Genomic DNA, 25,331 nt, shown 5'->3' with positions numbered 1-25,331 from the left:
ACCACCGGCCTACACCCATCAAGGACAACCGGCACCTTGAAGCGCAAAGCTCAGAAGCGCCCCGATCGCGACCACCCGGAGCACCTGTTCGGGCGCCAGCCAGGCGGCCAGCACCACGCCTGTCACCGCCGCGGCCAGCACCAGCCGGTCTGCCCAGCCCAGCCGCATCAGCCCGCCGAACTCCATCACCGCGATCACCCCGACCACGATGGCGACAGCAGCAGCGCCCGGGCGGCCCCACCAGAACGCCCCGGTGACCAGTGGCACCCCAACCGCCCAAGCACACCACCGGATCAGCAGCTCACGGCGCCGGGAGGCTGCCACCGCGATGCCACCCAGCACCAGCGCCCCACCGAGGTAGGGCGCCAGGGAGGCCACAGTGATCATCGAGCGGATCCGGCAGCCGGAACGCCCGCAGGTATCGCACCACGCGGGGCCGGATCCGGCCGCAGCACGTCCAGGGCGGCCCGGCACGCGGCCACGATGCGCGCGTTCTCGGCGGTGTCCCGGACCGCGATGCGCACGGTGCGCCCCTGGTACTGCGGCGACAACGGCGACAGGTCGCGCAGGTACACGTCGTGGCGGCGGCACTCGTTCACCAGTTGCGCGGCACTCGGCCCCCCGGACGGCAGGGTCACGGTGAGGAAGTTCGCCACAGCCTCCTCGACCACCACGGACTTGTCCAACCCTGCCAGGGCGCCGGCCAGTTGCCGGCGCAGCGCGTGAGTGAGGAGCCAGCAGTCGCTGTAGTACGCCGGGTCGCGCAGGGCCGCCACGGCGGCCAACTGCGCCGGAAGGCTGACCGGCCAGGGCGGGGTCCATCGGCGTAGCTGTGCCGCAATGGTCGGCTCGGCCACCAGGTACGCGGCCCGCAGACCGGACAGCGCATACATCTTGGACAGCGAGGTGCAGACGACCACCCGCGGGTCCGTTGCGGCGAGGCCGGCAAGCGACTCGGTCAGGCCGACATAGCCCAGGTATGCCTCGTCGATCCACCAGCGGGTGCGGGCCGGCGCGGCGGCGATCAGCGAAAGCAGCTCCGCGGCCGGCGCGTGGCGTCCGGTCGGGTTGTTCGGGTTGACCACCACCACGAGGTCGTAGCGGCCGGCTTCAACAGCAGCGGACAGCCGGTCCGGATCGATCCGCCAGCCCTCCTCACGGCGCAACCGGAACCGGTCCACCCGGCATCCGATCACCCTTTCCGTGACGTGGGCGTACTCGCCGTAGCACGGGTCTGTCAGCAGCACCCGGCTCTCCGGGGTCAGCCACTGGCCGAACGCTCTGTAGATCAAGTCGGACGAGCCGGCGCCCACCGCGAGCGTCTTGGCCGGCAGCGCCCGGGCCGTGGCGATGTCCGACAGCAGGCCCTCGGCGCCGGTCGGTGGCGAGGTGCGGGCGGCCCAGGCCGGGTCGTCCGCCAGTGCCGCCCGCACCCCGGGGCCGGCGGGAACCAGGCGTCCAGCACGTCGGCCGCCACGATGTGATGGCGCCGGTGCAGTGTACGAAAGTCCGCGCCGATGGCGGTGAACGAGGCCCCGCCGTGTTCACAGCCGTCCGGCCGGGGTGCGAACGCCATGTCCAGCCGCCAGTCCAAGGTGGACCGCAGACACTCCAGCGTGGTGCCGTACCGGTCCATCGTGAGCTTCGCCAGCTCGGTCACGCTGCCGGTCAGCACCTCGAACGTCAACGCACCGCTGTGAACGGTGCGGCCGACCGGGCGCAGACCGACGGCCAGGTACATGTCGAGCAGCTCGGTACGCCCCATCGCCACCACCCGGCGACCGCCCCGGGCGGCGATCCAACGCAGCGCCGCCCACATCAGCAGGGGGGCCGCCGCGGTGGTCCGCCAGCGCGGCTCAACGGTGAGGATGCGCACCTCGAACAGGTCGTCTTCCATCAGCAGCGGCAGCTCGTCACGGAGCAGGTACTTCTCCAGCGCGTACCGCCCCGACCAGGGCGGAGTCAGGCTGACGAAGCCGATGCGGGCCGCTCCTCGCGCCGCGACCAGGTAGACGTTGTCGCCGTCCAGTCCGTCGCGAAGCCGCCCGGCCGGATCCGGCGCATGCTGGCCCAGCTCCTGTGCGTACACCCGGTGACGCAGTTCGTAGATCCACTCCAGATCCTCCGGAGTGGCGGGGCGCAGCTGCAGCAGGTCACGGCCCATAGGAATCCTCTCTCGACATGGGGGAGCACTTGATGGTGGGGAATCTGGACCGGCCGTGCCAGGGCCGAGCGGCGCAACCAGCCTGAGTACGTTTACTCAGGCGCAGTTGTCACCCGCGTGCTTCGTCCAGGGAGGTTCGCCACAGCGATCACAACTTGCTGCCCCACGTGCTGCAGCAATCGCATCAGACGCAGGTCCTCAGTATCCGATCCAGGCCTTCCGTTTCTCAGCCAAGCGCAAGAGACCCCACCCGCACGGTGGTTGGGGCGCGTCCGGCGGCGGCTGCGCCCCCGTTGTCGTGCGGGTGCGGTACCGCCGTTCCAGAAAACTGGAACGGCGGTACCGCACCCGCCTACGCCCATTCCGTGCCCAGCTCCGCCAGCGCGTTCAGCCGCTCCGCGGTGTGCCCTGGACGCCGCTGTGCGGCCCGTTCCGCCCGGCGCCGGGCAGCTATCCCCCGGCCGATCATGAACGGAGACCCCCGATGGGCATCGTCGGAGCCGGCCTGCACCGCGCCGTCCAGCAGGCGTTCACCCGCCCCATACCGAAGTCGGCCGGTGCGCGGATGCGCTACCTGGTCAGGCAGCTCAACGGCACCAGGCCGTCGCCCAGATGCTGCGGATCTCCCAGCGCACCGTGGAGCGGTACGTGAAGGACCAGATCCGCCGGCCCCGCGCGGACCTCGCCCAGCGCCTTCAGGAGGCGGTGCGCGCCCGCTGGCAGCCCCGCATCCGCGAGCGCGCCCGCCGCCAGGCCGCCACTACTACCGGCCTGGTCGTCGACACCCGTGCCCGGTTCGGCTTCACCGCCGCGCCCGGCACCACCGACGACGCCCGCGTCCGCCACCTCACCCTCGCCCTGCCCCCGCAGCACGCGGCGCGCCTCTTCGACGCCCAGGACGCCGGCGCCGGCGAACAGCAGCTCCGCGGCATCGCCGGGGAAGCCCTCGGCGAGGTCTACTTCCGCGACAGCAGCAGGCGGGCCCACGGCCTGGTGGTGGAGTTCACCGACGTGGAGCACCTGGAGTTCGACCTGTAGAGCCGGCCGGACACTGGGTGTCACGCTCCCGGCTGTGACTGAGCGTCTCGGTCGGCCGCTGAGCGCTTTGGCTGGCCAGTGTGGTTGTTCGAACAGGTCGGGCGAGTTCTGTGTCGCTCTCTGCTGCGGTCGGGGAACCGTAGTCGATCGCCCGGTGTGATCATGCGAATGACGCAGAGAAGGAAAGCGGGGCGCGCAATCGCTCATCTGGTGGCTGTCTGGCTGGCCGGGTGCGCCCTGACCGGCGTGCAGTTGCAGGCGGTGCTCGTCGCCCTCTTCGCCGATGGAGCGGCTCCGTTCACCGCCGCTCTCGTCGGTGTGGCTCTTCTGTCGGTAGTCGCGCTCGCGGGGCTCGGAGCCGCCGTCCGCACGGTCGTGCCGCTCATGCGACGGGCGCGCGGGCTGTGGGCATGGGCAGCGAGCGTCTACGCGCTCGGCACGGTCGGCGCGTTCGGGGCCGCCGTGGTGAACTTCAAGATCAATCACCTGGAGAAAAGTCTTCTGCTCTACCTAGCCGGAGGCACCTGCTACGCGCTCGCAGCCGCGCTCTTCCTTCCAGGCACCCGCGTCAGGCTGGGCGCTCTCGGGGCAGCGACCGCCCTCGCCGTTGGCGGGGTGTACGCCACCTGGGCGGCCACGCAGCCCCCCACTCTCGACAAGTGGATCACCGCCAATGGCGTGGACTACACCCTGCTACGGGTCGGCGACCCGCCGCCGGGCTACGCACTGCACGTCCTGGGCGCGAGCGAGGACGGCTTCGGTGCCGATTACGAGCGGCCCCACTCCACACGACTACACCTCGGCGTGACACGCGTGGGACACGACCCCCGGCGCGTCGACGCCCGCGGCTGCCCCGTTCCCATCGGCGAACCGATCCGCTGCGCGGACGACGGCGGAGGCCGTCAGCTGCTGACCTACGAGGGCGACTACGAGCACCAGGAACTGCGTCTGCGCCGCGACGGCCTGGTCTACACCGTGACCGTGGAAGGCTTCCATACCGATCTGTCCGCAGCCCGGCACATTCTGTCGACGCTCAGGCCGGCGACCGACGCTGAGCTCGCCGGCCTGCTGGAGCTGCCGATGCGGCGATGAGCACAGCCCCTCCATGCGGTGCTCCCGTGCTCTGCCCTTGAACAGCTTGAGGAGACCGGCACCTGCTCCCCCGCGCCGGCGGGAGGACCGGACAAGACGGAGAACCAGATTGCGGATCCGCTTCCTTCTGCATCTCGGAGGAATGAGATTGCGCAGACCGGGAAGGAGCTGCGGTCGGGCACATTTCCGCCAGGGCGCCATCCACCCTTTCTGCTGCGTTGCCGATGTGAAGTTCAAAGGGTGAAGACATGCAGGGCGACGACCTTCGTGGCCAGCCCGGGGGACGACCCCCCGTCGCACCCGACGAGGTGACGAAGCTGCAGTTCATCCGCCGAGAGTGGGGCTTGATGTCGCCCTGTAGCCGCACGGCCGGACCGGCTGTCGCGGCCCGCACCTCCGACGGGTTGACGTCGTTGATTGCGACAGCAAATTAGCGCAACTGAGCCAATCCTGCTACGGTCAAAAGAAAGCCGCCTCTCTGAACCGGTCGATACGTGCGGATTCTGGCGACCGGATGGCTCCGTCCTGCCCGTGAGGGTGGGCACGGGGCCGCATGGCGAAAATAAAGGGACATACGTGACGAACAGAAAAAGAGTAGCGATTGTCGGTGCCGGCCCCTCGGGCATGGCTCAGTTGCGGGCCTTTGAGACCGCAGCGCGCGCGGGGGTGGACATCCCCGAGATTGTCTGTTTTGAGAAACAGGCTGACTGGGGTGGCCAGTGGAACTTCACCTGGCGCACCGGACTCGACGAGTACGGCGAGCCCGTGCACTCGAGCATGTACCGCAATCTGTGGTCGAATGCGCCGAAGGAAGCGCTGGAGTTCGCTGATTACACCTTCGACGAGCACTTCGGTCGCGCCGTCTCCTCATACCCGCCGCGCCCGGTTCTGTGGGACTACATCGCCGCCCGGCTGAAGAAGACGAACGTGCGCGATTTCATCCGTTTCCAGACCGTCGTGCGCTGGACGGAATACGACGCCGAGCGTGAGGTCTTCACGCTCACGGTCGAGAATCTCCCCACCGGAGAAACGACGACCGAGGAGTTCGACCATGTGGTCGTCGCCAGCGGCCACTTCGCTTTCCCCAACGTGCCGCAATTCCCTGGCATCGAGACCTTCCCCGGGTACATCGCCCACGCGCACGACTTCCGCGGCGCGGAAGCCTTCAAGGGGCAGGACGTCCTCGTCGTCGGCTCCAGCTACTCGGCCGAGGACATCGGCAGCCAGGCGTTCAAGATGGGCGCACGCTCGGTGACGGCGAGCTATCGTTCCGCGCCGATGGGCTACGACTGGCCCGAGGGCTTCGAGGAACGCCCCGTCATCAAGCGCATCGAGGGCAACACGGTCCACTTCGCCGACGACACCTCGAAGCACATCGACGCCGTCATCCTGTGCACCGGCTACCTGCACAAGTACCCGTTCCTGCCCGACGAGCTCGCGCTGGCCTCCCCGAACAACGTGTACCCGGACGGCCTTTACCGCGGTGTCGTGTGGCAGGACAACCCGCGTCTGGCCTACCTCGGCGCGCAGGACCAGTGGTTCACCTTCAACATGTTCGACGCGCAGGCCTGGTACGTACGCGACCTCATCCTGGGCCGCGCCGAGCTGCCGTCGGAGACCGAACGCTCCGCGTCCATCGCCGAGTGGCGGGAACGTTTCGAGAAGCTTTCCTCGGACGCCGAAGAGGTCCGCTTCCAGGCCGACTACGTGCGTGATCTGCTGCGGCAGACGGACTACCCCGAGTTCGACCTCGACCGGGTCGTCGAGATCTTCCTCGCGTGGAAGCGCGACAAGAAGGCCGACATCATGGGCTACCGCGACCGTGTCTACCGCTCGGTCATGACGGAAACCCTGGCCGCCGAGCACCACACACCGTGGCTCGAAGAACTCGACGACTCGATCGAGCGCTACCTCGCCGAAGACCCCGCCAAGACCCCGCAGAACGCTGAGCTCAGCGCAGCGGCGTAACTCCCCGAGGTCGGGGGCGGACCCCACTACGGGTCAGGGGCCCAGCAGCTCTCACTGCGGGCCCCTGACCCGTATCCATGGGGTGGGCACAACTGGGGGATGTCGGTTGCCGGTTGCCGGGGCCAGGGGGAGTGCGCCGTGGGCCGTGCCGGATGGCTTGTGTGTGAGGGGTGGGGATCGAGCCGCAGCCCTGCGAAGGGTGCTGTCACGTTGGCTGACCGGGTGGGATGATCTTCGGGTTGGTCATGATGGAGGGGGACCGCCCGTGGACAGTGCGCCGTCGTACAGGGGGCATCGGTACCCGGTCGAGGTGATCTCGCACTGCGTGTGGCTGTACTTCCGCTTCCCGCTCAGTTTCCGTGAGGTCGAGGAGCTGATGCTGGAGCGCGGCGTGCTCGTCTCGTACGAGACCGTCCGGCGCTGGTGCGCGAAGTTCGGGCAGGCCTACGCCGATGCGCTGCGCCGCCGGCAGCCCCGGCCCGGGGACAAATGGCACCTGGACGAGGTATTCATCAAGATCAACGGCGAGCAGAAGTACCTGTGGCGGGCCGTCGACGCCGACGGCACCGTCCTCGACATCCTCGTCCAGAACCGACGGGACACAGCCGCGGCCAGGCGGTTCTTCCGCACACTGCTCAAGAAGACCTGCTCGGTACCGCGGGTGGTCATCACCGACAAGCTGCGTTCCTACGGCGCGGCCCACCGCGAGGTCATGCCCTCGGTCGAGCACCGCTCGCACAAGGGTCTGAACCACCGGGCCGAGCACAGCCACCAGCCCACCCGCCAGCGCGAACGGGCGATGAAAGGCTTCCGCAGCGTCGGGGCTTGTAAAGAATCAACACGTTGCTTCGCGGTCTCTGGCGCGTTGGTCTGGTATGCGCATACCGAGTGAGGTTCGTGATCAACTCGCCCTGAGGTTCAGGGTGTTGTTTCCGCACCTGGATGAGCGGCAGCGGCGGCTGGCGCTGGCCACCGAGGCCCGGCTGCTGGGCCACGGCGGGGTCCGGGCCGTCGCGCGCACTGCGGGCGTGAGCGAGACGACCGTACGGAAAGGGGTCTTCGAACTGGAGGGCGGCGAGGATCCGCTGCCCGATGGCCAGGTCCGCCGCTGTGGTGGGGGCCGTAAGAGTGCCGAGGAGCTGGACCCGCTGCTTGTTCCGGCTCTGCTGAGGCTGGTCGAGCCGGACGAGCGGGGGGATCCCATGTCGCCGCTGCGGTGGACGACCAAGTCGCTGCGGCACCTGGCCGAGGAACTCGCCGGGCAGGGGCATCCCGTGTCGGCGCCCACCGTGGGCCGGCTGCTGCGGGAGGACGGCTTCAGCCTCCAGGTCAACGCCAAGACCCTGGAGGGCAGGCAGCACCCTGACCGGGACGCCCAGTTCCGCTACATCAACGAGCAGGTCAAGCAGCACCAGGGAGCCAGTGAGCCGGTCATCAGCGTGGATGCCAAGAAGAAGGAGAGGCTCGGCCGGCTGCCCAACGCCGGCCGTCAGTGGCGCCCGAAGGGCGAGCCGGTCAAGGTGGAGGACCACAGCTTCTTCGCCGCCGGCCCGACGCCGAGCAGGCCATCCCCTACGGCATCTACGACCTCACCGCCGATACCGGCTGGGTCAACGTCGGATGCGACCACGACACATCCGCCTTCGCGGTCGCTTCCATCCGCCGCTGGTGGCAGGCTCGCGGACGAGACGACTACCCGCAGGCCACCCGGCTGCTGATCACCGCGGACGCGGGCGGCTCCAACGGTTATCGCACCCGGGTCTGGAAGGCCGAACTGGCCGCGCTGGCCGCCGAGACGGGCCTGAAGATTACGGTGTGTCACTTTCCGCCGGGTGCTTCAAAATGGAATAAAATTGAGCATCGGCTATTCTCCCACATCACGATGAACTGGCGCGGCAGGCCACTGACCAGCCACGAAGTCGTCGTCCAGACCATCGCCTCGACCCGGACCCGCACCGGGCTGCGGGTCGAGGCCGCCCTGGACACCGGCGCCTATCCCACCGGCGTCACGGTCGGCACCGACCGCATGAAGGCACTTCCCCTCGAGCCGCACACCCAGCGCGGCACCTGGAACTACACCATCCGCCCCGCGGACAAGCCCACCGACCCGGCGGCCCCCGGGAGGGCTCCGCTGCCGGAGCGGGCGGCGGCCCTTGAACTGCTGTTCGACCCGCGCCTGACCGGGATGAGCCACGAAGAACTGGACGCGATGGCCCGGCACCTGGCCCCCGCCCAGGCCGCGCGGCGCGAAGAACTCCGCCACCAGCAGCGCGGCGGGAAACGCCGCCAGGTCCCGGGAGCCCACGGCCGGTCCCTGCTCTCGGCCAGGGACCGCCTCCTGATCACCGTCCTGCATCTGCGGCAGACATGCGCCCAGAAAGTCCTGGCCGAGATCCTCCAGGTCACCCCGCCGGCGATCGGCCAGGCGATCAGGGAGACCCGGCCTGTGCTGGACGAGCACCACTACGCCATTACCCCCACCGCCTTGCACTTCATCCAGGCGCAGGAGGTCCTCGCCTTCGTACGGACCGGCTCCGCCACCCCGCCCCGGCGGCCGGACATCTCCACGGTGCTGTCCGACCCGTCACTGACCGGCATGAGCCGCGCAGACCTGCAGAAACTGACCGACCGGCTACTGGTGAGGTATACAGCCCTGCGGGAACGGCGCCGCTACCAGCGACGCGGCGGGCCACGCCGGCCCGGGACGAACGGCGGCGCCTTCCACCAGAAGATCCCCCACGCGGAACGCGTCCTGATCTCAGTCCTCCACCAGCGCAACGTCTGCACCCGACAGGTACTCGCCGCCCTCTTCGACGTCACCCCGCAGACCATCGGCACCATCTTCCGTGACCTCCGCCCCCTCCTGGAAGAAGACGGCCACCTCCCGACACCGGCCACGCCCTTCCGCACCGCAGCGGACCTCCTCGCCTCCGTCGCACCACCCGAGAACGCCCCGCAGAAAGCCGAATCACCACGTTGATTCTTTACAAGCCCTCGGCGGAGCCCAGCGGTTCCTGGCCGCGTTCAGCGGCATCTCACCCCACTTCCGGCCCTGCCGCCACCTGATGACCGCCTCGAACTACCGCGCCGAGATGACCACCCGCTTCACCGTCCGGGACCAGATCACCGGCGCTGCCGGCGGCCCACCACGGCCTGAGCACAGGCCCGAAACGCAAGTCCACCACGCCCCGACACGCCGTCAGGCAACCCCATACCCAACAACGTGACAGCGCCGGACATCCTTATCGTGATGGACGCCGGCTACGACGTCACCCGTCTCGCCTACGTCCTGGCGGATCTTCCGGTCGAGCTGGTCGGCCGGCTGCGCTCGGACCGGGTCATGCTCCGCGACGCCGAACCGCGCCGCTGCGATGTGTCGGGTTCGTGTCAGTGGAGTGACCGGCAGTCGCCGGCGGCTGCTTTCCGCCGTCTTTGAGCTGGTCACGGTGGGGGTGAGTGACTGTCCGCTGCTGACACGGGGGTGACACGGGCAGCGGGGTTCACTGGCACGACGCGGTATATCCCGTGGTGGTTCACTGGCACGAGGCCGAGATATCGCATCCAGGGCCGAGGTACCGGCGCGGGGCTGATGGTCAGTCGCAGCTCGACGAGCTGGAACTGCTGTCGGACGAGTCGCAGCTCGATGAAGAGGACGAGTCCGAGGCGCCGCCCCATGATGAGGGGCCCGGGTCGGAGGAGAGGGTGCTGTCGTCACGGCGAGCCGCCGGCGTGGTCGACGAGGACGGCGTGCTGCCGGGCTGTGTGCGGCGCCGGCCGCGCCGAGGGAAGAGGCTCATGTCGTCAGTGTTGCTCACGGCCTGCCCCGTCGAACCTCAGTTTGAGGTAGATCAGAGGTTGCGTCTGCGATGTGTCGGGTTCGTGCCAGTGGTCGGCGGTCGTCGTCAGCGGCTGCCGACCGTCTTCCCACTGGCCGCGGTGGGGGCGTGTGACGGTCCGCCTCTGGACACTGGGGTGGCACAGGCACCGGATTTCACTGTCATGAGGCGGTGTCTCCCCGGGTGGTTCGCCGACATGTAGCCGAGAGGTCGCAGGTTTACGCACGGTTCTGCGCCGAGTGGCCGGGGGTGGGATTGCCCCCGGCCACTCGGCGCAGACAGGTGGTGCACGTGGTATCGACGACCGGGGTGTTGCGCCGTCAGGTGCCGGCTCCGTCGTCCGGTCCGGATGACAGGACCGTGTTCAGCCTGCGCCTGAGGTGGTCCCGTTCGGGTTCGGTGCCGGCCAGGTCGAGCGCTTCCCGGTACGCCGTGGCGGCCTCGGGCAGCCGGCCGAGCCGGTACAGCAGGTCCGCCCGGGCGGCCGGGTAGGGGTGGTAGCGGCGCAGTGCCGGCTCGTCGGCCAGCTCGTCGAGCAGGGCCAGGCCCGCCTGCGGTCCGTCGCGCATCGCCACCGCCACCGCCCGGTTCAGGGCGACGACGGGGGACAGGGTGAGCTGGAGCAGCACGTCGTAGAGCGCTGCGATCTGTGGCCAGTCGGTGGTCGCGAGGTCGGTGGCCTCGTCGTGGAGGGCGGCGATGGCGGCCTGCACCCCGTACGGGCCGGGCGGTTTGCCGGTCAACGCGGAGACCGCCAGGCCGCGTCCTTCCTCGATCATCGTGTGGTCCCAGCGGCCGCGGTCCTGCTCGTCGAGCAGCACGAGCCCGCCGTTCGGACCGGTCCGGGCCTCGCGTCGCGCGTGGATCAGCAGCATGAGCCCGAGCAGGCCGGCGACTTCCCGCTCGGCGGGCATCAGGTGGCGCAGGATCCGCGCCAGCCGGATGGCCTCCTGCGCGAGGTCGAGCCGCTGCAACCGCGGGCCCGAGCTGGCCACGTACCCCTCGGTGAAGATCGAATAGATGACCTGCAGGACCCCGGGCAGGCGCTCCGGCAGCTCGTCGGCGCCGGGCACGCGAAACGGGATACGGGCCTGGCGGATCTTCTTCTTCGCCCGGACGATCCGCTGGGCCATCGTCGCGGCAGGGACGAGAAAGGCCCGCGCCACCTCGGGCGTCGTGAGCCCGGCCAGGCAGCGCAGGGTCAGCGCCGTGCGGTCCTCGGCCGCGAGGGCGGGGTGGGCGTAGGTGAAGAACATCTGCAGCCGGTCGTCGGGCAGGCCGCCGTCGGCGTCCGCGAGCGGGGCGGGAGCGGCCCGGTCCGCCTCCACCTGCAGGACGGCGAGGCGGGCGGCGTATGCCTGATCCCGCCGCAAGCGGTCGACGGCCTTGCGCCGCGCCGTGGTCAACAGCCAGGCCCCGGGCCTGGCCGGAACGCCCCCGGCCGGCCAGTGCACCAGAGCCGCCTCCACGGCCTCGGAGGCAACCTCCTCGGCCAGGTCGAGATCGCCGAAGCGGCGGACGAGGGAGGCCAGCAGCCGGCCGTGCTCCTCACGGAACACCGACTCCACGGACGACTGGACCGACGACGGGCGGGGTGACCCGAGGGGCATGCCGGTCCCGGTGACTCCCTCGCCCTCCACCGTCAGGCCCCGAACTCGGCGATCGGACGGACCACGACCGACCCGCTGCCGCGCGCGCCGGGACAGCGGGCGGCCCAGTCGAGTGCGACGTCCAGGTCCGGCACGTCGATGACGTAGAAGCCGCCGAGGACCTCGCGGGTCTCGGCGAACGGCCCGTCGGTGACGCTCCGCCTGCCGTCCCGGCCGACCCGTACCGTGGTGGAAGTAACCAGGTCGGTCAGCGACTCCCCGGAAACCCAGATCCCCGCGTCCTTCACTTCCTTGTCGTAGACCATCCAGTCCTCGACGCTGCACTCGACGGCCGCGCCCTTCTCGTCGATCGCGCCAGCGTTGATCAGCAGCATGTACTTCACGGTCCGACTCCTGTCAGGTCCTGTTGTTCCCTCGCACGGCAGGTCGCCACACACCATGACGACGAACGGGACGCGGCCAGATCGACACCTCCCCGAAGATTTGTCGATCGGGCGTATCCAGGCGCCCGCTGGACACACCGCGCTTCAGTGCGATGTGGCCGGCGGCGCTCGTGCCCGCCGGGGTGCTGGCCTCGGTACGATGTGCCGGGTTCGTGTCAGTGGAGTGGCCGGCAGTCGCCGTCGGCTGCTTTCCGCCGTCTTCCCGCTGGCCGCGGTGGGGGCGGGTGACGGTCCGCTGCTGACATGAGGTGACACGGGCACTGGGGCTCACTGTCATGACGCGGTATATCTCATGGTGGTTCACTGATACGAAGCCGAAATATCGCACCTACGGGCTGAATGATGATCTGCGTCGGTCTGTCGGTGTGGATTCGGTGTTGATGTGGCAGTGATCCGGGGTGGTGTCGGCCCTGATCGGGATAGTGACGGCCGGTGTCGCGCCGCTGACACCGGTTGCCGGCAGAGCACTGACGTTTTTGATGGAACGCCAGGCCATGGTGGTGCCGATCGGTATCACGGCTCGGCATGTGTGCTGGTTGTATGTGTGCTGGCCGGCGGGCCAGGCGGAGGCGAATGGCTTCGGCGCAGGCGGCGAGTTCGGTGCCGTTCCGGGTCGTGAGGAGAGGGGAAGAGGCCGGCGGCGCTGCCCGGACCGGAGCAGGGGCGCCGGGACCCGGCGGAAACGGGCCGGTACCGCCCGAAGAAGCCCCGTACAGGGGTCTCCCAGGAAGTAGTCGGCGTGCCCCGGCCCCCTTGACCACGCCTGTGAAGTGCAGTTTTCCCGCCTGGACCGGAGCGGTGAGGCGCCCTGCAAAACACCCTGCGGGGCGCCCTGGAGAGCGCCGCGCCGGGCGCCTTGTGCGGCGCCTTGTCAGACGCCCTCACCGCCGGCCCCGCGCTGCGCGCTCCTGGCACCCGTGCACCTCACCGACCAGACCGCAGTCCGGGCAGACAGGCCCTGGCTCCTTGCCAATGATGGCGTCGTCCTGGAGGCACTGCTGGTAGTCGACGGCGTGCTGGAGCGCCGCTCATTCCTCGGCGGTCCGCGGTATCGCGTTGTCGCCTACGGCTCTACTCGCTCGGCGCCTGGCCGGCCTTGTTCCTGACGATGGCCTTGATCGTGCTGATCTCGAGGCTGAGCTCCTCGGCGATCGTCTCGTGGGCGACACCGTGAGCGGCCGCGGCCTTGATCTCCTGATTTCGGCGTTGGTAGTGCTCGCTGGCGTGGATGTTCTCGTGGAGGCGGCGGGCTTCGCGGAGGTGCTCGAGGCCGAGGTCGCGCGGCTCCTGGGTGGCGGCGGTGTTCGTGACGTTGAGTTGCTCGAGTCGTTCCGGTCGCTTGGTCTCGGCAGGCGGAGAAGCCGCGCCCACCAGCGGGGCAGTCGGCCCCGCAGTGTGGTGAGCCATCCGGGCATGGGCATGGTGCTGTCAGCCATCGAATCCCCCAGGTTGCGATCACTGTCCCCGGACCGACGGTGACGGGTGAACACCGGGGGCACAAGGGCGCGAACCGGACGAACAGTACGAGGTGCGATCTCTTGGTTTGGTGTCAGGGGATGGCGTGTCGGTGGTGGGTTCCCGTGGTGTTGTCCGGACGCGCTGGTCAGCGAACTGGGAATCGGCCTTGCCGCGGGTGTTGCCCCTGTCATGGGAGGAGAGGTCAGGGGTGTCGGTACTGTCGCCGGGCGGTATACGCGCGGGTGGCGTCCCGACACGAAGGTGAGAGATCGCAGCCGGCGGATAGCTGAAACGGATGATGGCTCCTCCGTCAGGTCTATCCGTCCGGTCACTGCGAGGTTTGTCACGGGTTTTCCTCCGGTTCCGCGGGGCGGTGTTCGCCTCTCCCACTTTCACCCGGTCGCGCCCCGGCGGGACCGGGGCGGCAGGACGGGCTCCAACCGGGTCCGCACCTCGCCGAGCCGGTCCCGGCCCCGGAGCCGGGGCCGGGACGTCCGCCGCGCGGGGAGCTGGTCCAAGGACTGGAACGCGGCCTGCCAGTCCCTGGTGAAGTGGACGGCGCCGTGCAGCACCGGTGCCTGCGCTCCCGCGGACGCCGGAGCGTGGGGCAGGGGTGGGAGGGCGGGCGGGCGGAAGCCGGGGCCATGCGCGCGCCGGAGGTCGTCGGCGCGCGCGGCGAGGGCGTCGGCCGCCGCCTGCCGGAAGTGTGCGTAGGCCTCGGGCGCCGCGGCTCCGGCGGGCACGAGGATGAGCAGTCAGGACGGGGGGACCAGGCGCACTGCCTCGGTCAGTTGCCAGAGCGTGTCCGGGCTGCTGCCGCAGGCGGGGATCAGCACCAGGTGAGCGCGCGGGAGGGCTTCGGTCAGGACCGCCTTCGCGTCGTTCCGCGGCAGCGGGAGGCGGAGGACGCCGAACAGTTGGGCCATGTCGTCCGGATCGCTCGCGGTGACGAGGGGCCCGTCCTGGTAGAAGATCACGTCCAGGTCCCGTTCCAGGGGAACGCCTTGGGGGGACCGGGGGGCCGCGTCGCCGGGGCGCGGGCGCAGGTAAAGGACGCAGGGTTCGCGGTCCAGGTCCTCTGGGGCGAGCGGGGGTCCGAGGATTTCCTGCGTCCTCCTGTTGATCCACAGGGCCGGGCCGGCCACGCCGAGGATACCGGCGAGGACGACCCACACCAGGTGTTCGTCCTGCCCACTGAGGGGCCCCGAAGATCCCGGACAGGGACCCAATAGGGTTGTCCTGTAAGGAATCGAGGGAAGAAGCAAGTGGCACGTCCAAGTCCGTACTCGCCGGAGTTCCGCGAAGAAGCGGTCCAGCTGGCATTGAAATCCAGCAAGCCGATCGCTCATGTCGCCCGGGAACTCGACATGAATCCCGAGACGCTGCGCACGTGGGTGCGCCAGTACGAGCGCGAGCACGGACGGCAGGGCGGGCCGCTGCCGGTGGACGAACGGGCACGCCTGAAGGAGCTCGAGCGCCGCGTCCGTGAACTGGAGATGGAGAACTCCTTTCTGAAAAAAGCCGCAGCGTACTTCGCGAGGGATCCCCGGTAGCGAGCAAGTACGAGTTCATCGAATCGATGCGGCCCGACGACGCGGAGTGCGCCTACTCCGTCGAGTTCATGTGCAGAAAACTCGGCGTTTCCCGATCCGGCTATTACGACTGGAGAAGCCGTCCTGATTCCGCGACCGCGCAGCGGCGCGAGGAACTGCGGCTTCTCGTCAAGAAAGCGTTTGGCATGTCCGACGGCACCTACGGATACCGACGCGTGCATGCCCAGTTGCTCCGCTGGGGCCACGCCGCCGGTCCGGAGTTGGTCCGCCCACTGATGCGCGAGCTGAGCCTGGTGCCCTGCCAGCCCCGCCCGAAGCGGTGGTCGCTGACCCAGGCGGCGCCGGGCCCGGTGCCGGACCTCGTCGGGCGCGACTTCACCGCCGAAGTGCCCGGGAAAAACTCGTCGGCGATATCACTTACATCCCCACTGGCGAGGGATGGCTGTATCTGGCGACCGTCATCGACTGCTGTACCAAGGAGGTCATCGGCTACGCGATGGACGACCACTACCAGACGCCGCTGATTTCCCGGGCCATCCGCAACGCGGCCCGGAATCGCAGGCTCGCGCAGGACGCGATATTCCACTCCGACCGCGGCAGTAACTACATGTCGGCGGAGTACGCGGGTGTCCTCAGAGAACTCGGGTTGCGCCGGTCGGCCTGCCGCACTGGAATCTGCTTCGACTGTCAGTCTTTTCGCACCGGATCCCGCAAGGATCGGGTAGCCCCGGCTGAGGCGGTCTGACTCGTGCTTATGACTGACCCCGTGAGTGTCCTGGCGTTGATCTGTCGACCGCCCGGCCGGGCACGCAGCAAGCGCTGCCGCCGGACGGACGTGACCTGATAGGAGCCTGGAGCCGACTCGCCAAAGCGTCCCCGTGACAGTCCTGTCCGTCCGACCGGCGACAGCGTGAACCCCACGCTACCGACCGGAAGGAACTCCGTGCAGACCAGCGAGCAGCCCAGGTCCGGGCACGTCGTGATCGGCGTCGACACGCATAAGCACGTGCACGTCGCAGCGGTGATGGACACGATCGGCGGAATCCTGGCTACCCTCACGATTCCCACCGACACCGGCGGCTTCCAGCAACTGGCGGACTGGGCAGGCTCGTTCGGTAACGTTCTGGCCTTCGGGATCGAGGGCACCGGCTCCTACGGCGCCACATTGACCTCATTCCTGCGCAGGGCCGGTCACAAGGTGGTCGAGGCCGGGCGCCCGGACCGGCGGCTGCGGCGCATGAACGGAAAGTCCGACACCCTGGACGCCGAGAACGCCGCCCGCGCCGTGCTGGCCGGGTTCGCGACGGCCACGCCGAAGACCGCCGACGGCGAGGCCGAGATGATTCGCCAGCTCAAGATCGCCCATGACCAGGCCGTGGAACAGCGTGCGGCGGCGATGGTCACCATCAAGGCGATGCTCGTCCACGCCTCGGACGCCCTGCGCCGGGAGACTGCCGGCAAGACACAGATCAGCCTGGCGCGGCAGCTGGCAGCTCTGCGTCCTCGCCGTCTGGAAGGACCCGAGGACGCCCTTCGGCACACCCTGCGGACGCTCGCCAAGCGGTGGCAGTACCTGGACGCCGAGGCCAGGGAACTGACGAAGATGATCGGCGACCTGGTCCAGCGGGTCGCCCCGCAACTGCTCGAGCCCTTCGGTATCGGCGTGGACACGGCCGCGGAGATCCTCGTCGTGACCGGCGACAACCCCGAACGCATCAAGTCCGAGGCCGCCCTCGCCAAGCTCGCGGGCATCGCTCCCGTGCCCACCGGCTCCGGCATGACCGGCGGCAGACACCGCATCAACCACGGTGGACACCGCCAGCTGAACGCCGCGATCTACAGAACCGTCATCGTCCGCATGCGGTTCCACCAGCCCACGATCGACTACGTCGCACGCCGCACCGCCGAGGGCAAGACGAAACGCGAGATCATCCGCTGCCTCAAGCGCTACGTCATCCGCGAGGTCTACCACCTGCTTCGACCGGCCCCACGGACGGCCTCCGCGGCGAGTTGACAACTATAGGAGCGTCAACGCCATGGCCGAATCCTTCTTCGGCGCCCTGAAGAACGAACGCGTGTCCCGCGTGAGTTATCCCACCCGCGAGGCGGCCCGGCGAGACATCACCCGGTACATAGAGTTCTGGTACAATCTCAAACGCCTTCATTCGGCAGTGGGTTACCGCCCTCCGTGCGAAGTGCATGCCGAATTCGAGGGTCTGCGACTCGTGGCGTGAATTAGGCAGTCAAATTCCCTGTCCGAAAAACGCGAGGCCCCTCACCACCGCGGTGGAGGAGGGAGCCAAGGACGGCGCAGACCGCTACGGCGGAGGCCGCACTGCCGGACCATCTCGCGGTGGCCTCCTCGACGGCCCGGCTGGTGTCCGTCGGCCTGCCGACGTGCGGCATCGCCGGTTGCGACAGGAGCGGGCCGCGCAGTGGGCGGAGGAGTCTGCCGAGGGATCTTTCCGTGGCGCGGGTTCCGGCGGGTGGCCCAACGCGGGGCGCAGCCGTACGCGCATGCGCTCGCGCGCCGCGCGGCGTGCCGCCGCCGTACGCGGTCGTGGGGTGGAGGTCCAGCAGGCGCGGGCTCCAGTCCGGGCCGAAGCGGACGACGCCGCGCGGAGCCGGCCCCGTCCCGCATCCCGGTCCCGCCGGGCGAACTCCTTCTGCGCCGCCAGCCGGAAACGGTTGTACTCCCTCGCGCCGTCCTCGCCGGAGGAGAGAACGAGCAGCAAGCGGGACGGCGGCAGCAGCCGTAGGGCCTCCGTCAGCTGCCAGAGCGTCTCGGGACCGGTGCTCGTGGTGGGGATCAGGACGAGCCGGGCGTGCGGGAGCGCCTCGGAGACGCCGTGCTTCCAGCCCTCCGTCGGCAGCGGGAGGATGGCGCTGCCGGTCAGCGCCGCCGTCTCGTCCCAGCGGCCGGCGAAGACGAAAGCCCCGTACGGCTTGAGGAGCGCCTTCAGTTCCCGCTCCTCTGCCGAGGACGTGTCGGCGGGCGGGCGCCCCCGGTCGGGGAAGGGGCGCAGGTACAGGATCGGGGCCTCCCTGGCGAGGTCGGCGGGGGAAGCGCGGGCCCGTGCGTAGCCGGAGGGGCTTGGTGAGGTGGTACAGCACAGAGGAGGCGAGCAGAGCGGCTCCGACGATGCCCGCAGCCTCGCCGATGTTGAGGAGGCCGGAGCCGACACCGTAGACGACGAGGGCTGCAACTAGGCCGACGTTGTGGGTGTGCCACCGCCTGGCCTCGCCCGTTCGCGGGTCGGCCCGGGACGCCGTCCCTTCCCCGGGCCTTCCTTCTGCTGGGCCCGGCTGGGCGGGAGCAGTGGGGTGAGCTCGTCCGGCCGGCCGCCGCAGGGCGCCCCGCCTTCCGGGAACACCACCTCTGGGTATAAGTTCCCGAGCCGTCCGACGTGCACTGCCGTCCGGGCGAGCCCCAGCAGGACCAGCCCCATGCAGAGTGAGAACGCGAGCGTCTCGGCGGGGAGCCAGCCGTAGTACTGCTGTTTCCAGTAGTAGAAGAGCACCGCGAGCACCGCGTATCCGACGAATGCTCTGGCCGTAGGTCCGTGGTCCACCGTGCCGGCGCGTACGGCCACTCCCGGCAGCTGGCGTTCCAAGCGTTCCAGCAGCGGATCGATCTGCCGCCGCACCGTCGCGCGCAGGCGGGCCCGGTGGGTCGCGCCCCGCTCCGCGGCGGGGTCGAAGCACACGAGCTCCGGCGTCCAGTCGTCGCCGAAGCGGACGACTCCCTGGAGCGGTGTGCGCCGCGCCGGCTTTTGCGGCAGCCGCGGCCCGGAGTACGGGGGAGGGCGGGTGACGGGGGGAGTATCCCGCCCTCGCGGCACAGTTCGGCGGCCCGGCGGGCGAAGTAGTCATCGGCCGCCCGGCGGAACCGCTCGTAGGCATCGCCGTCGGTCACCAGCAGCAGCCGACAGGGCGGCAGGAGCCGTACGGCTTCGGTGTACTCCCACAAGGTGCCCTCCGCCCGCTTCGGGTCTCCCGCGATGCCGGCGACGATGAGTACCTGCCGGGCGCGCCGCATGGCGTCGCCGACCCCCGGCTTCCAGTTCGTGCTCGGCAGGTAGAAACGCGTGGCCCCCGGCAGCGGGAACGGCTCGCCGGGGCGCCCGACGGCGACCACCCTCCCGAAGCGCCGCAAGAGGTGGACGATCCGCTCCTCACCCGTCAGGAAGTCGTCCACGCCGCCACCATGGAAGATCCGGAACCAGGAGAACCACGCTCCCTTGTCGAACAGCGGCCGCACGCGGAACAGCGCGCCGTCCTCGTCGAAGGGCCACAGGTAGAGGACGTATGTGAGGTCCCTCAGTTCCTCCCAGTCCTCCAGAACGGGCAGGAGGCCCACAGCCATGTTCCGCCGCAGCAGCACCAAGGCGCCCGGCCCGCTCACCAGGATGGCGATTCCCAGCACCCACAGGACCACCGCCTGCCAGTCCACCGAGCCCAGTTGGACGTTTCTGGCGATGTTCGTCGGAAGCATGACAAAGATCACTGCCGTGCAGAGCACCCCCCAGAAGAGCCCTGTCGCGGAGATCAGGCCCCGCCGCCTGCGGAGCGCATCCCTCCGTGGATGGCGCGACATCAGCCCTGGGTATTCAGCGGAATTGGGTGATCTGACGCCCCGATAGCAGAGAGGTGCCGTTGACCTGCGAGGATGCGAGTGTCTACGTCGTATCCGCTGCAGAGAGCAAGGCACCTTTCTGGTGGTCGAGAGTACAGGGTGGGACCGTCGGCTGTCCGTGGTGGCTGACGGGAAGAAGCTGGTCGGGCATGCCGGGGCGGTGCTACTGCGCCGGTGCGCGGACCGCACGGGGCTGACGGGTGCGCTGGCTGGGGTGCTGCCATCCAGCACAGCAGCCGGCTGGCGGGAACGCGCCGGAGTACTGGTGAACCTCGCGATCGCGATCGTGCTGGGGCGGCGAACTTCTCGGAGGCTGAGCAACTCCATTTGCATCACCGACCGTTGTTCGGGCTCGCGGCTTCGGACTCCACCGCTCGCCGGACGCTGGCCGGGCTCGACGAGGCCACCCTGGCGAAGATCGCAAAGGTGCGGGCGAGGGTGCGCCGGCAGGTGTGGAGTCTGCTGCGTCTGCGGCCGGGCGGCTTCCCGTGGCTGGTCGTGGCGGGCAAGCGGCTGACGGGCTGGATCGTCATCGACCTCGACGCCACCATCATCACCTCGGCGTCGAAGAAGGCCGGGGCCGCGGTCGACTCTGCTGCGCAATTCGCTGCGGGGGTGAGGTCGGGTCCGCGATGATCGTTCCTGGGGTCGCTTCTCTGTCGTGCGGCCGTGGAGGCGGTACGGATGTCGATGCGGCCGGCGGGGCTGCCGGAGATCCCGGAGCAGACCGTGATGGTGGCCCGGGCGGCGTTCCCGAAGGGGAGTCTGGCGATACGGGTGCGGGACCGTCTGGCGGAGGTCTTCGCTGATGAGCCGTTTTCCGCCGCGTTCGGGGTGCGTGGGGCTCCGGGCCTGTCGCCGGGGGTGTTGTCGCTGGTGACGGTGTTGCAGTTCGCCGAGGACCTCACCGATCGGCAGGCCGCGGCGATGGCGGTACGGGCGATCGACTGGAAGTACGCCCTCGGTGCGGAGCTCACCGACACCGGCTTCGACGCCAGTGTCCTGTCCAGGTTCCGTACCCGGCTCGCGGACAGCGGCATGGAGCGGGTGGTCTTCGACCGGCTCTTGGCGCACTGCAAGGAGGCCGGTCTGGTGGCGGCCGGCGGCAAGCAGCGTACCGATTCCACCCATGTGATCAGTGCGGTGCGGGACTTGAACCGTCTGGAGCTGGCCGGGGAGAGCGTGCGGGCGGCGCTGGAGGCCCTGGCGGTCGCGGCCCCGCTCTGGCTGGCCGGGCAGATCGACATCACCGAGTTCGCCGAGCGGTACGGGCCGCGGGCCGACGGCTGGCGCATGCCGCCCTCGCAGACCAGACGCGACCGTCTCGCCCAGGTCTTCGGGCAGGATGCCCTCGCCTTGTGCCGGGCGGCCTGGGCCGAGGACGCGCCGGGGTGGATCCGCGAGATCGAGGCGGTGGACCTGCTGCGGCAGGTCCTCGTGCAGACCTACCTCATCCGCAGCGACGCGCGGGGACGGCAGGTGATCAGGAAGCGGGACGCCGACGACGGTGTCCCGCCCGGTCAACTCCGCCTGTCCTCCCCCTATGACCGTGACGCACGGTGGGCGGCCAAGGGTGAGGACCTGTTCTGGATGGGCTACAAGATCCACCTGACCGAGACGTGCGGCACACTCCCCGACGCCGCCGCCGGGTCTGGGGCAGGTTCTGGGACAGGGGTGGTGCCGAACCTCATCACCGACGTGCATACCACCGACGCGACCGTGCCCGATGTGAAGGCGACCGCACCGATCCAACGCAAGCTCACCGAGCGCGGCGTGAAACCCGCCGAGCACTACCTCGACTCCGGCTACCCCTCAGCAGACCTGATCACCAAGGCCATGCAGGACGGCATCCGCATGGTCACCCCGGTCCTCCTGGACCACTCCGCGCAGGCCAAGGCCGCCGAAGGCTTCGACAAGAACGCCTTCACCATCAACTGGAAGACCCGTCAGGTCCGCTGCCCCGCCGGTCGCACCAGCTCCCACTGGAACCCGGTCAAGCAGCACGGCAAGGACGCCATCGTGATCACCTTCAGTGTCCTGACCTGCCGCGACTGCCTCTTCCAGAAGCAGTGCACCACCTCGAAACCCGGGCGCCGCATGCTCACCCTGCGTCCCGAGGAACTCCACGAGAACCTCGCCCGGGCCCGCGCCGAGCAGAAGACCGACACCTGGAAGAACAAGTACGCCCTGCGCGCCGGCGTCGAGGGCACCATCAACCAGGCCCTCGATGTCACCGGCATCCGCCGGGCTCGCTACCGCGGCCTGCCGAAAGTCCGCCTTCAACACGCCTTCTCCGCCACGGCACTCAACCTCGTCAGACTCGACACCCACTGGACCACCGGGCCCCTGCCCCTCGACCGCCCTCGCAGCAGCAGGCTCGAACGACTCAGCTACCGACTTTCCGCATGAACGAATTGCGCAGCAGAGTCGCGGTCACGTTCAAAGACGTTCGGGTTTCATCCGCTGGCCGCGTGGTGCGCGAACACCACCGAATCGTTGGCGATGCTCCTGCGGCCCGGCAACTCCGGAGCGAACACGGTGGTCGACCACCTCCGCGTGCTCACCGACGCCCTCGCGCAGATCCCCGGCTCCTCAGCAGCGAAAATCCTGGTGCGGGTGGACGGGGCCGGCGCCACCCACGGGCTGCTGGAGCACCTCGAAGCCTTGAACACCACGCGGCGCACGGTCCGCTACACAGTCGGCTGGAAGATCACCGATGACGACGAGCGGGCCATCGCGCAGCTGCCCGAAAGCGCCTGGGAGATCTCCGTGTGCCAGGACGGCAGCCTCCAGGAGGGCTACTTCGTCGCGGAGCTGACCGGGCTGAACACCCGCGAGGGCTGGCCGGAGGGAATGCGGCTGATCGTGCGCCGGGTGCGTCCGACCCGGCGGCACCTGAAGAAACTGACCTTGTTCGAGAAGAAGACCGGCTGGCGCTACTGCATCACCGCGACCAACATCCGCCACATGTGGGGTGTCGCCGGCTCGGGCCACGCCCAGTTCCTGGACGTGCTGCACCGCTCCCATGCATCCGTGGAAGACCGGGTCCGTACCAACAAGGCGATGGGCCTGGGCAACCTGCCCTCGCAATCGTGGGAGGTCAACCGCGGCTGGATACTCGCCGCGAACCTCGCCGCCGATCTCGACGCCTGGGTGAGGCTGCTGGCCCTGCACGACATCGATGACCTTGCCGACGCCGAGCCGGACACCATGCTCTTCCGCCTCTACCACCTGCCCGCCCGCCTCGCCGACCACGCCCGCCGCCGCTACCTGCGCATCGAGCGGACCTGGCCCTGGGCCAATGCCCCGCAGTTAAGCGGAACCAGCGCTGGTCAACTCGTTGGTCGAGCGGTCCCTCGACAGGAAGGCCTCGGGTCCAGGACGGTCAACCTTCCGGGAAGGACTGTCGATCACCGACCGGATCACGTCAACGGCGAGTCAGGGACTCCCCTTGTCCTGACAGACGAACGGGACCCCTGGTAGAAGCAGAGAAAACGACCAAGAATTCCTGCTTCGGGGGCCCCGTTTGCCCGATCAGTGTGTCACCACCACGACGACTCGCGCCATCATGACCGCGTCGGGCATCTACGCCCCCGGGCACCTGGGAGAGCTGACGCAGTACATGCCGTTCGAGCTGGTCGAGGACGTGCTGACCCAGACTCGCAGAGTTCAGCGGCGGCTGCGCCTGCTGCCCTCTCGAGTGGGGGTGTACTTCGTCTTGGCTTTGACGCTCTTCCCCACCCTGGGCTACGCACGGGTATGGGACAAGCTCGTCGCGGGCCTTCCGCTTCACCTGTGCATCCGCCCGTCGGAACGCGCGCTGGGCGAGGTGCGCCGCCGCCTGGGGCCGCTCCCGTTCAGGATGCTGTTCGAGGTGATCTCCGGATCGCTGGCGCCGCCGGAAACGCCCGGAGTGTGTTACCGGCGCTGGCGCACGGTGGCCTTCGACGGCTGCAGTTCGATCAAAGTCCCCGACCGTCCGCGTCTGCGGACGGTGTTGGGCAAGTCACGCAATCAGCAGGGTGACGCCGGCTACCCCGCGCTACGGCTGACCGCGCTGTGCGAGACCGGGACCCGTGGCCTGCTCGCAGCGGTCTTCGGTTCCTGCTCGGTGGGTGAACTGGCATCTGCTACCGCCCTGTTGGGTCATCTCAACCCCAAGATGCTGTTGCTGGCCGACCGAGGCTTCGATGCCGATACCTTCCTGAGCTCGGTGAGCGATACCGGCGCCCAGTACCTCGTTCGCCTCCGATCGGGTCGCCGCCCCCTGATCGAGACCGTTCTGTCCGACGGCTCCTACCTGACACACCTGGGCGGACGCCCGGTGCGCATCATCGTCGCCACGGTTACCGCGACCTGCGCCGACGGCAAGAAGGTGAGCGACTCCTATCGACTGGCCACCACCTTGCTCGATCCCGTCAACGACCCCGCCGGCGTACTGGTCCGCCTCTATCACGAGCGATGGGAGATCGAGTCCGCCTTCTACGCCCTACGCCACACGCTGCAAGACGGCCGGGTCCTGCGTTCGTGTGATCCGGCCGGACTTGAGCAGGAGCTGTGGTCCAGCCTCATCGTCTATCAGCTCCTGCGCCGGGCGATGACGGACGCCGCACTGGGGCGCCCCGGCACAGACCCCGACCGCATGAGCTTCACCGTCGGCCTGGAAAGCGCCCGCAATCAGGTGACCACTGCCTCCGGCATCGACGGCTGCGAGATCGGTCCCACCGCCCCCGGCACCATCGGCGGTGCCGGGCTCACCGCTCAGATGCCCCCGCGGCGCCCCCGCCTCAGCATCCGCAAGGTCAAGTGCTCAACGTCCCGTTACGCGGGCAAAGCCGACGGCGACAGGGCGATGACCAGTACAGACGTCGTCCGTCTGGCCATCGATATCTACGACGGCCACGTCGCCTTCCCGAGCGCACCCACCCACACCCCCGTCCAAGACGAACGGCTCACGGCCTCCCGCTCCCAGCGCAAGGAACAGGTCATCCAGCTCCTGCAGAGCATGCCCGCCCGCTCCTGGACAGCCCGCGAGATCGCTCATTCCCTCGGCCTCCCCAAGCACAGCGTCATCGCAGGTCAGCTCTGCCAGTGGGCGCTGTCCGGAGTGCTGGAACGCACCGCTCCCGGCGCCTACATCCTGACCCCGGCGTGGGCCGATCCAGCCCACCCAAGACGCGCCGGACACACCGCGAGAGAACGCACGATCGCCCTCCTTCAGGCACATCCTGGACGCTCATGGAAGGTCCACGAAATCCTGCACGCCTTGGACCTTCCGCCCTCCCGACACCGCAGTCTGGTCAGTGAACTCTGTCGCTGGGTCCGCCAAGGCGTCATCGAACGCAGCGGGCCCGGCAACTACACCCACACTCAATATGCCCAAAAATCGCCCGAGTTGACCAGCGCTGGTTCCGCTTAACTGCGGGGCATTGGGCCCTGGGCGAAGGCGTTCACCACCTGCTGGCACCGGCTGACCGCCCTGCCCGCCGTCACCTGACGACCAGACCAGCAGCCCGACGAGACAAGGAAAGGA

Annotated in this window: 18 protein-coding genes and 6 pseudogenes; 15 read left to right on the top strand and 9 right to left on the bottom strand. The window is 69.1% G+C overall.

Features of this window, described 5'->3' with window-relative positions:
* Nucleotides 1-18: 18 nt before the first annotated feature.
* Complete coding sequence (locus WJ438_RS38505) at nucleotides 19-387, bottom strand: hypothetical protein (RefSeq protein WP_406729252.1); 369 nt, start codon at nucleotides 385-387, stop codon at nucleotides 19-21.
* Nucleotides 384-2,164, bottom strand: a pseudogene (locus tag WJ438_RS38500) (aminotransferase class I/II-fold pyridoxal phosphate-dependent enzyme). Before WJ438_RS38500 ends, WJ438_RS38505 begins: the two are co-directional and overlap by 4 nt.
* A gap of 484 nt (nucleotides 2,165-2,648) precedes the next feature.
* Here WJ438_RS38500 and tpg point away from each other — a divergent pair.
* From tpg to WJ438_RS38470, 6 genes and pseudogenes are all read left to right on the top strand, one after another.
* A pseudogene (gene tpg, locus WJ438_RS38495) lies at nucleotides 2,649-3,202 on the top strand (telomere-protecting terminal protein Tpg).
* Between the two features lie 210 nt (nucleotides 3,203-3,412).
* Nucleotides 3,413-4,294, top strand: a complete 882-nt coding sequence (locus tag WJ438_RS38490; RefSeq protein WP_406729251.1) for a hypothetical protein — start codon at nucleotides 3,413-3,415, stop codon at nucleotides 4,292-4,294.
* Nucleotides 4,295-4,825: 531 nt separating this feature from the next.
* Nucleotides 4,826-6,262 (top strand): NAD(P)-binding domain-containing protein, encoded by a 1,437-nt coding sequence (locus tag WJ438_RS38485; RefSeq protein WP_406729250.1) that lies wholly within the window; start codon nucleotides 4,826-4,828, stop codon nucleotides 6,260-6,262.
* Nucleotides 6,263-6,527: 265 nt separating this feature from the next.
* Nucleotides 6,528-7,115 (top strand): annotated as a pseudogene (locus WJ438_RS38480) (IS6 family transposase); the annotation flags it as partial.
* A 22-nt stretch (nucleotides 7,116-7,137) separates the two neighbouring features.
* Nucleotides 7,138-9,242 (top strand): annotated as a pseudogene (locus tag WJ438_RS38475) (ISAzo13 family transposase).
* Nucleotides 9,243-9,494: 252 nt separating this feature from the next.
* Nucleotides 9,495-9,626, top strand: a pseudogene (locus WJ438_RS38470) (transposase); the annotation flags it as partial.
* Nucleotides 9,627-10,418: 792 nt separating this feature from the next.
* Here WJ438_RS38470 and WJ438_RS38465 read toward each other — a convergent pair.
* From WJ438_RS38465 to WJ438_RS38445, 5 genes are all read right to left on the bottom strand, one after another.
* Nucleotides 10,419-11,708, bottom strand: a complete 1,290-nt coding sequence (locus tag WJ438_RS38465; protein ID WP_406729249.1) for an RNA polymerase sigma factor — start codon at nucleotides 11,706-11,708, stop codon at nucleotides 10,419-10,421.
* Nucleotides 11,709-11,740: 32 nt separating this feature from the next.
* Nucleotides 11,741-12,091, bottom strand: coding sequence for a YciI family protein (locus tag WJ438_RS38460; RefSeq protein ID WP_406729248.1), 351 nt, complete (start codon nucleotides 12,089-12,091; stop codon nucleotides 11,741-11,743).
* A 1,131-nt stretch (nucleotides 12,092-13,222) separates the two neighbouring features.
* Complete coding sequence (locus tag WJ438_RS38455; protein ID WP_406729247.1) at nucleotides 13,223-13,558, bottom strand: hypothetical protein; 336 nt, start codon at nucleotides 13,556-13,558, stop codon at nucleotides 13,223-13,225.
* Between the two features lie 443 nt (nucleotides 13,559-14,001).
* On the bottom strand, nucleotides 14,002-14,352 hold the full coding sequence (locus tag WJ438_RS38450; protein WP_406729246.1) for a hypothetical protein: 351 nt from the start codon (nucleotides 14,350-14,352) through the stop codon (nucleotides 14,002-14,004).
* A 12-nt stretch (nucleotides 14,353-14,364) separates the two neighbouring features.
* Nucleotides 14,365-14,784, bottom strand: a complete 420-nt coding sequence (locus WJ438_RS38445) for a hypothetical protein (protein ID WP_406729245.1) — start codon at nucleotides 14,782-14,784, stop codon at nucleotides 14,365-14,367.
* A 90-nt stretch (nucleotides 14,785-14,874) separates the two neighbouring features.
* Here WJ438_RS38445 and WJ438_RS38440 point away from each other — a divergent pair, with 90 nt between their 5' ends.
* From WJ438_RS38440 to WJ438_RS38420, 5 genes and pseudogenes are all read left to right on the top strand, one after another.
* On the top strand, nucleotides 14,875-15,162 hold the full coding sequence (locus tag WJ438_RS38440) for a transposase (RefSeq protein ID WP_406729244.1): 288 nt from the start codon (nucleotides 14,875-14,877) through the stop codon (nucleotides 15,160-15,162).
* A 26-nt stretch (nucleotides 15,163-15,188) separates the two neighbouring features.
* Nucleotides 15,189-15,416: pseudogene (locus tag WJ438_RS38435) on the top strand (IS3 family transposase); the annotation flags it as partial.
* A gap of 65 nt (nucleotides 15,417-15,481) precedes the next feature.
* A complete protein-coding gene (locus WJ438_RS38430) occupies nucleotides 15,482-15,907 on the top strand; it encodes a DDE-type integrase/transposase/recombinase (protein WP_406729243.1) in 426 nt (141 codons plus the stop codon).
* A 198-nt stretch (nucleotides 15,908-16,105) separates the two neighbouring features.
* Complete coding sequence (locus tag WJ438_RS38425; RefSeq protein WP_406729242.1) at nucleotides 16,106-17,176, top strand: IS110 family transposase; 1,071 nt, start codon at nucleotides 16,106-16,108, stop codon at nucleotides 17,174-17,176.
* 22 nt (nucleotides 17,177-17,198) lie between these two features.
* Nucleotides 17,199-17,396, top strand: a complete 198-nt coding sequence (locus WJ438_RS38420) for an IS3 family transposase (protein WP_406729241.1) — start codon at nucleotides 17,199-17,201, stop codon at nucleotides 17,394-17,396.
* An 84-nt stretch (nucleotides 17,397-17,480) separates the two neighbouring features.
* Here WJ438_RS38420 and WJ438_RS38415 read toward each other — a convergent pair whose 3' ends face one another.
* Both WJ438_RS38415 and WJ438_RS38410 read right to left on the bottom strand, forming a co-directional pair.
* On the bottom strand, nucleotides 17,481-18,347 hold the full coding sequence (locus tag WJ438_RS38415) for a hypothetical protein (RefSeq protein ID WP_406729240.1): 867 nt from the start codon (nucleotides 18,345-18,347) through the stop codon (nucleotides 17,481-17,483).
* Between the two features lie 21 nt (nucleotides 18,348-18,368).
* A complete protein-coding gene (locus WJ438_RS38410; protein ID WP_406729239.1) occupies nucleotides 18,369-18,869 on the bottom strand; it encodes a hypothetical protein in 501 nt (166 codons plus the stop codon).
* A gap of 1,271 nt (nucleotides 18,870-20,140) precedes the next feature.
* Here WJ438_RS38410 and WJ438_RS38405 point away from each other — a divergent pair.
* The 4 genes from WJ438_RS38405 (at nucleotide 20,141) to WJ438_RS38390 (ending at nucleotide 25,217) form a co-directional block, all read left to right on the top strand.
* Complete coding sequence (locus WJ438_RS38405; protein ID WP_406729238.1) at nucleotides 20,141-20,434, top strand: hypothetical protein; 294 nt, start codon at nucleotides 20,141-20,143, stop codon at nucleotides 20,432-20,434.
* A gap of 48 nt (nucleotides 20,435-20,482) precedes the next feature.
* Entirely contained in the window at nucleotides 20,483-22,207 is a 1,725-nt protein-coding gene (locus tag WJ438_RS38400) for an IS1182 family transposase (RefSeq protein WP_406727186.1), read from the top strand.
* A 93-nt stretch (nucleotides 22,208-22,300) separates the two neighbouring features.
* Complete coding sequence (locus WJ438_RS38395; protein ID WP_406729941.1) at nucleotides 22,301-23,281, top strand: transposase; 981 nt, start codon at nucleotides 22,301-22,303, stop codon at nucleotides 23,279-23,281.
* Between the two features lie 43 nt (nucleotides 23,282-23,324).
* The gene (locus tag WJ438_RS38390) at nucleotides 23,325-25,217 is read left to right on the top strand and encodes an IS4 family transposase (RefSeq protein ID WP_406729237.1); all 1,893 of its coding nucleotides are present in this window, start codon (nucleotides 23,325-23,327) and stop codon (nucleotides 25,215-25,217) included.
* Nucleotides 25,218-25,331: the final 114 nt, after the last annotated feature.

It is taken from the genome of Streptomyces sp. GD-15H (genome assembly GCF_045291515.1).
Taxonomy (GTDB): Bacteria; Actinomycetota; Actinomycetes; order Streptomycetales; family Streptomycetaceae; genus Streptomyces.
The sequence above is the reverse complement of the archived record's forward strand: the minus strand, read 5'-3'. Positions and strand labels throughout refer to the sequence as shown.

Coding starts and splice junctions, on each gene's coding strand:
- WJ438_RS38400 (WP_406727186.1), top strand. CDS start 20,483: ATGTCGATGCGGCCGGCGGGGCTGCCGGAGATCCCGGAGCAGACCGTG.
- WJ438_RS38420 (WP_406729241.1), top strand. CDS start 17,199: ATGGCCGAATCCTTCTTCGGCGCCCTGAAGAACGAACGCGTGTCCCGC.
- WJ438_RS38455 (WP_406729247.1), bottom strand. CDS start 13,558: ATGGCTCACCACACTGCGGGGCCGACTGCCCCGCTGGTGGGCGCGGCT.
- WJ438_RS38505 (WP_406729252.1), bottom strand. CDS start 387: ATGATCACTGTGGCCTCCCTGGCGCCCTACCTCGGTGGGGCGCTGGTG.
- WJ438_RS38465 (WP_406729249.1), bottom strand. CDS start 11,708: ATGCCCCTCGGGTCACCCCGCCCGTCGTCGGTCCAGTCGTCCGTGGAG.
- WJ438_RS38395 (WP_406729941.1), top strand. CDS start 22,301: ATGCTCCTGCGGCCCGGCAACTCCGGAGCGAACACGGTGGTCGACCAC.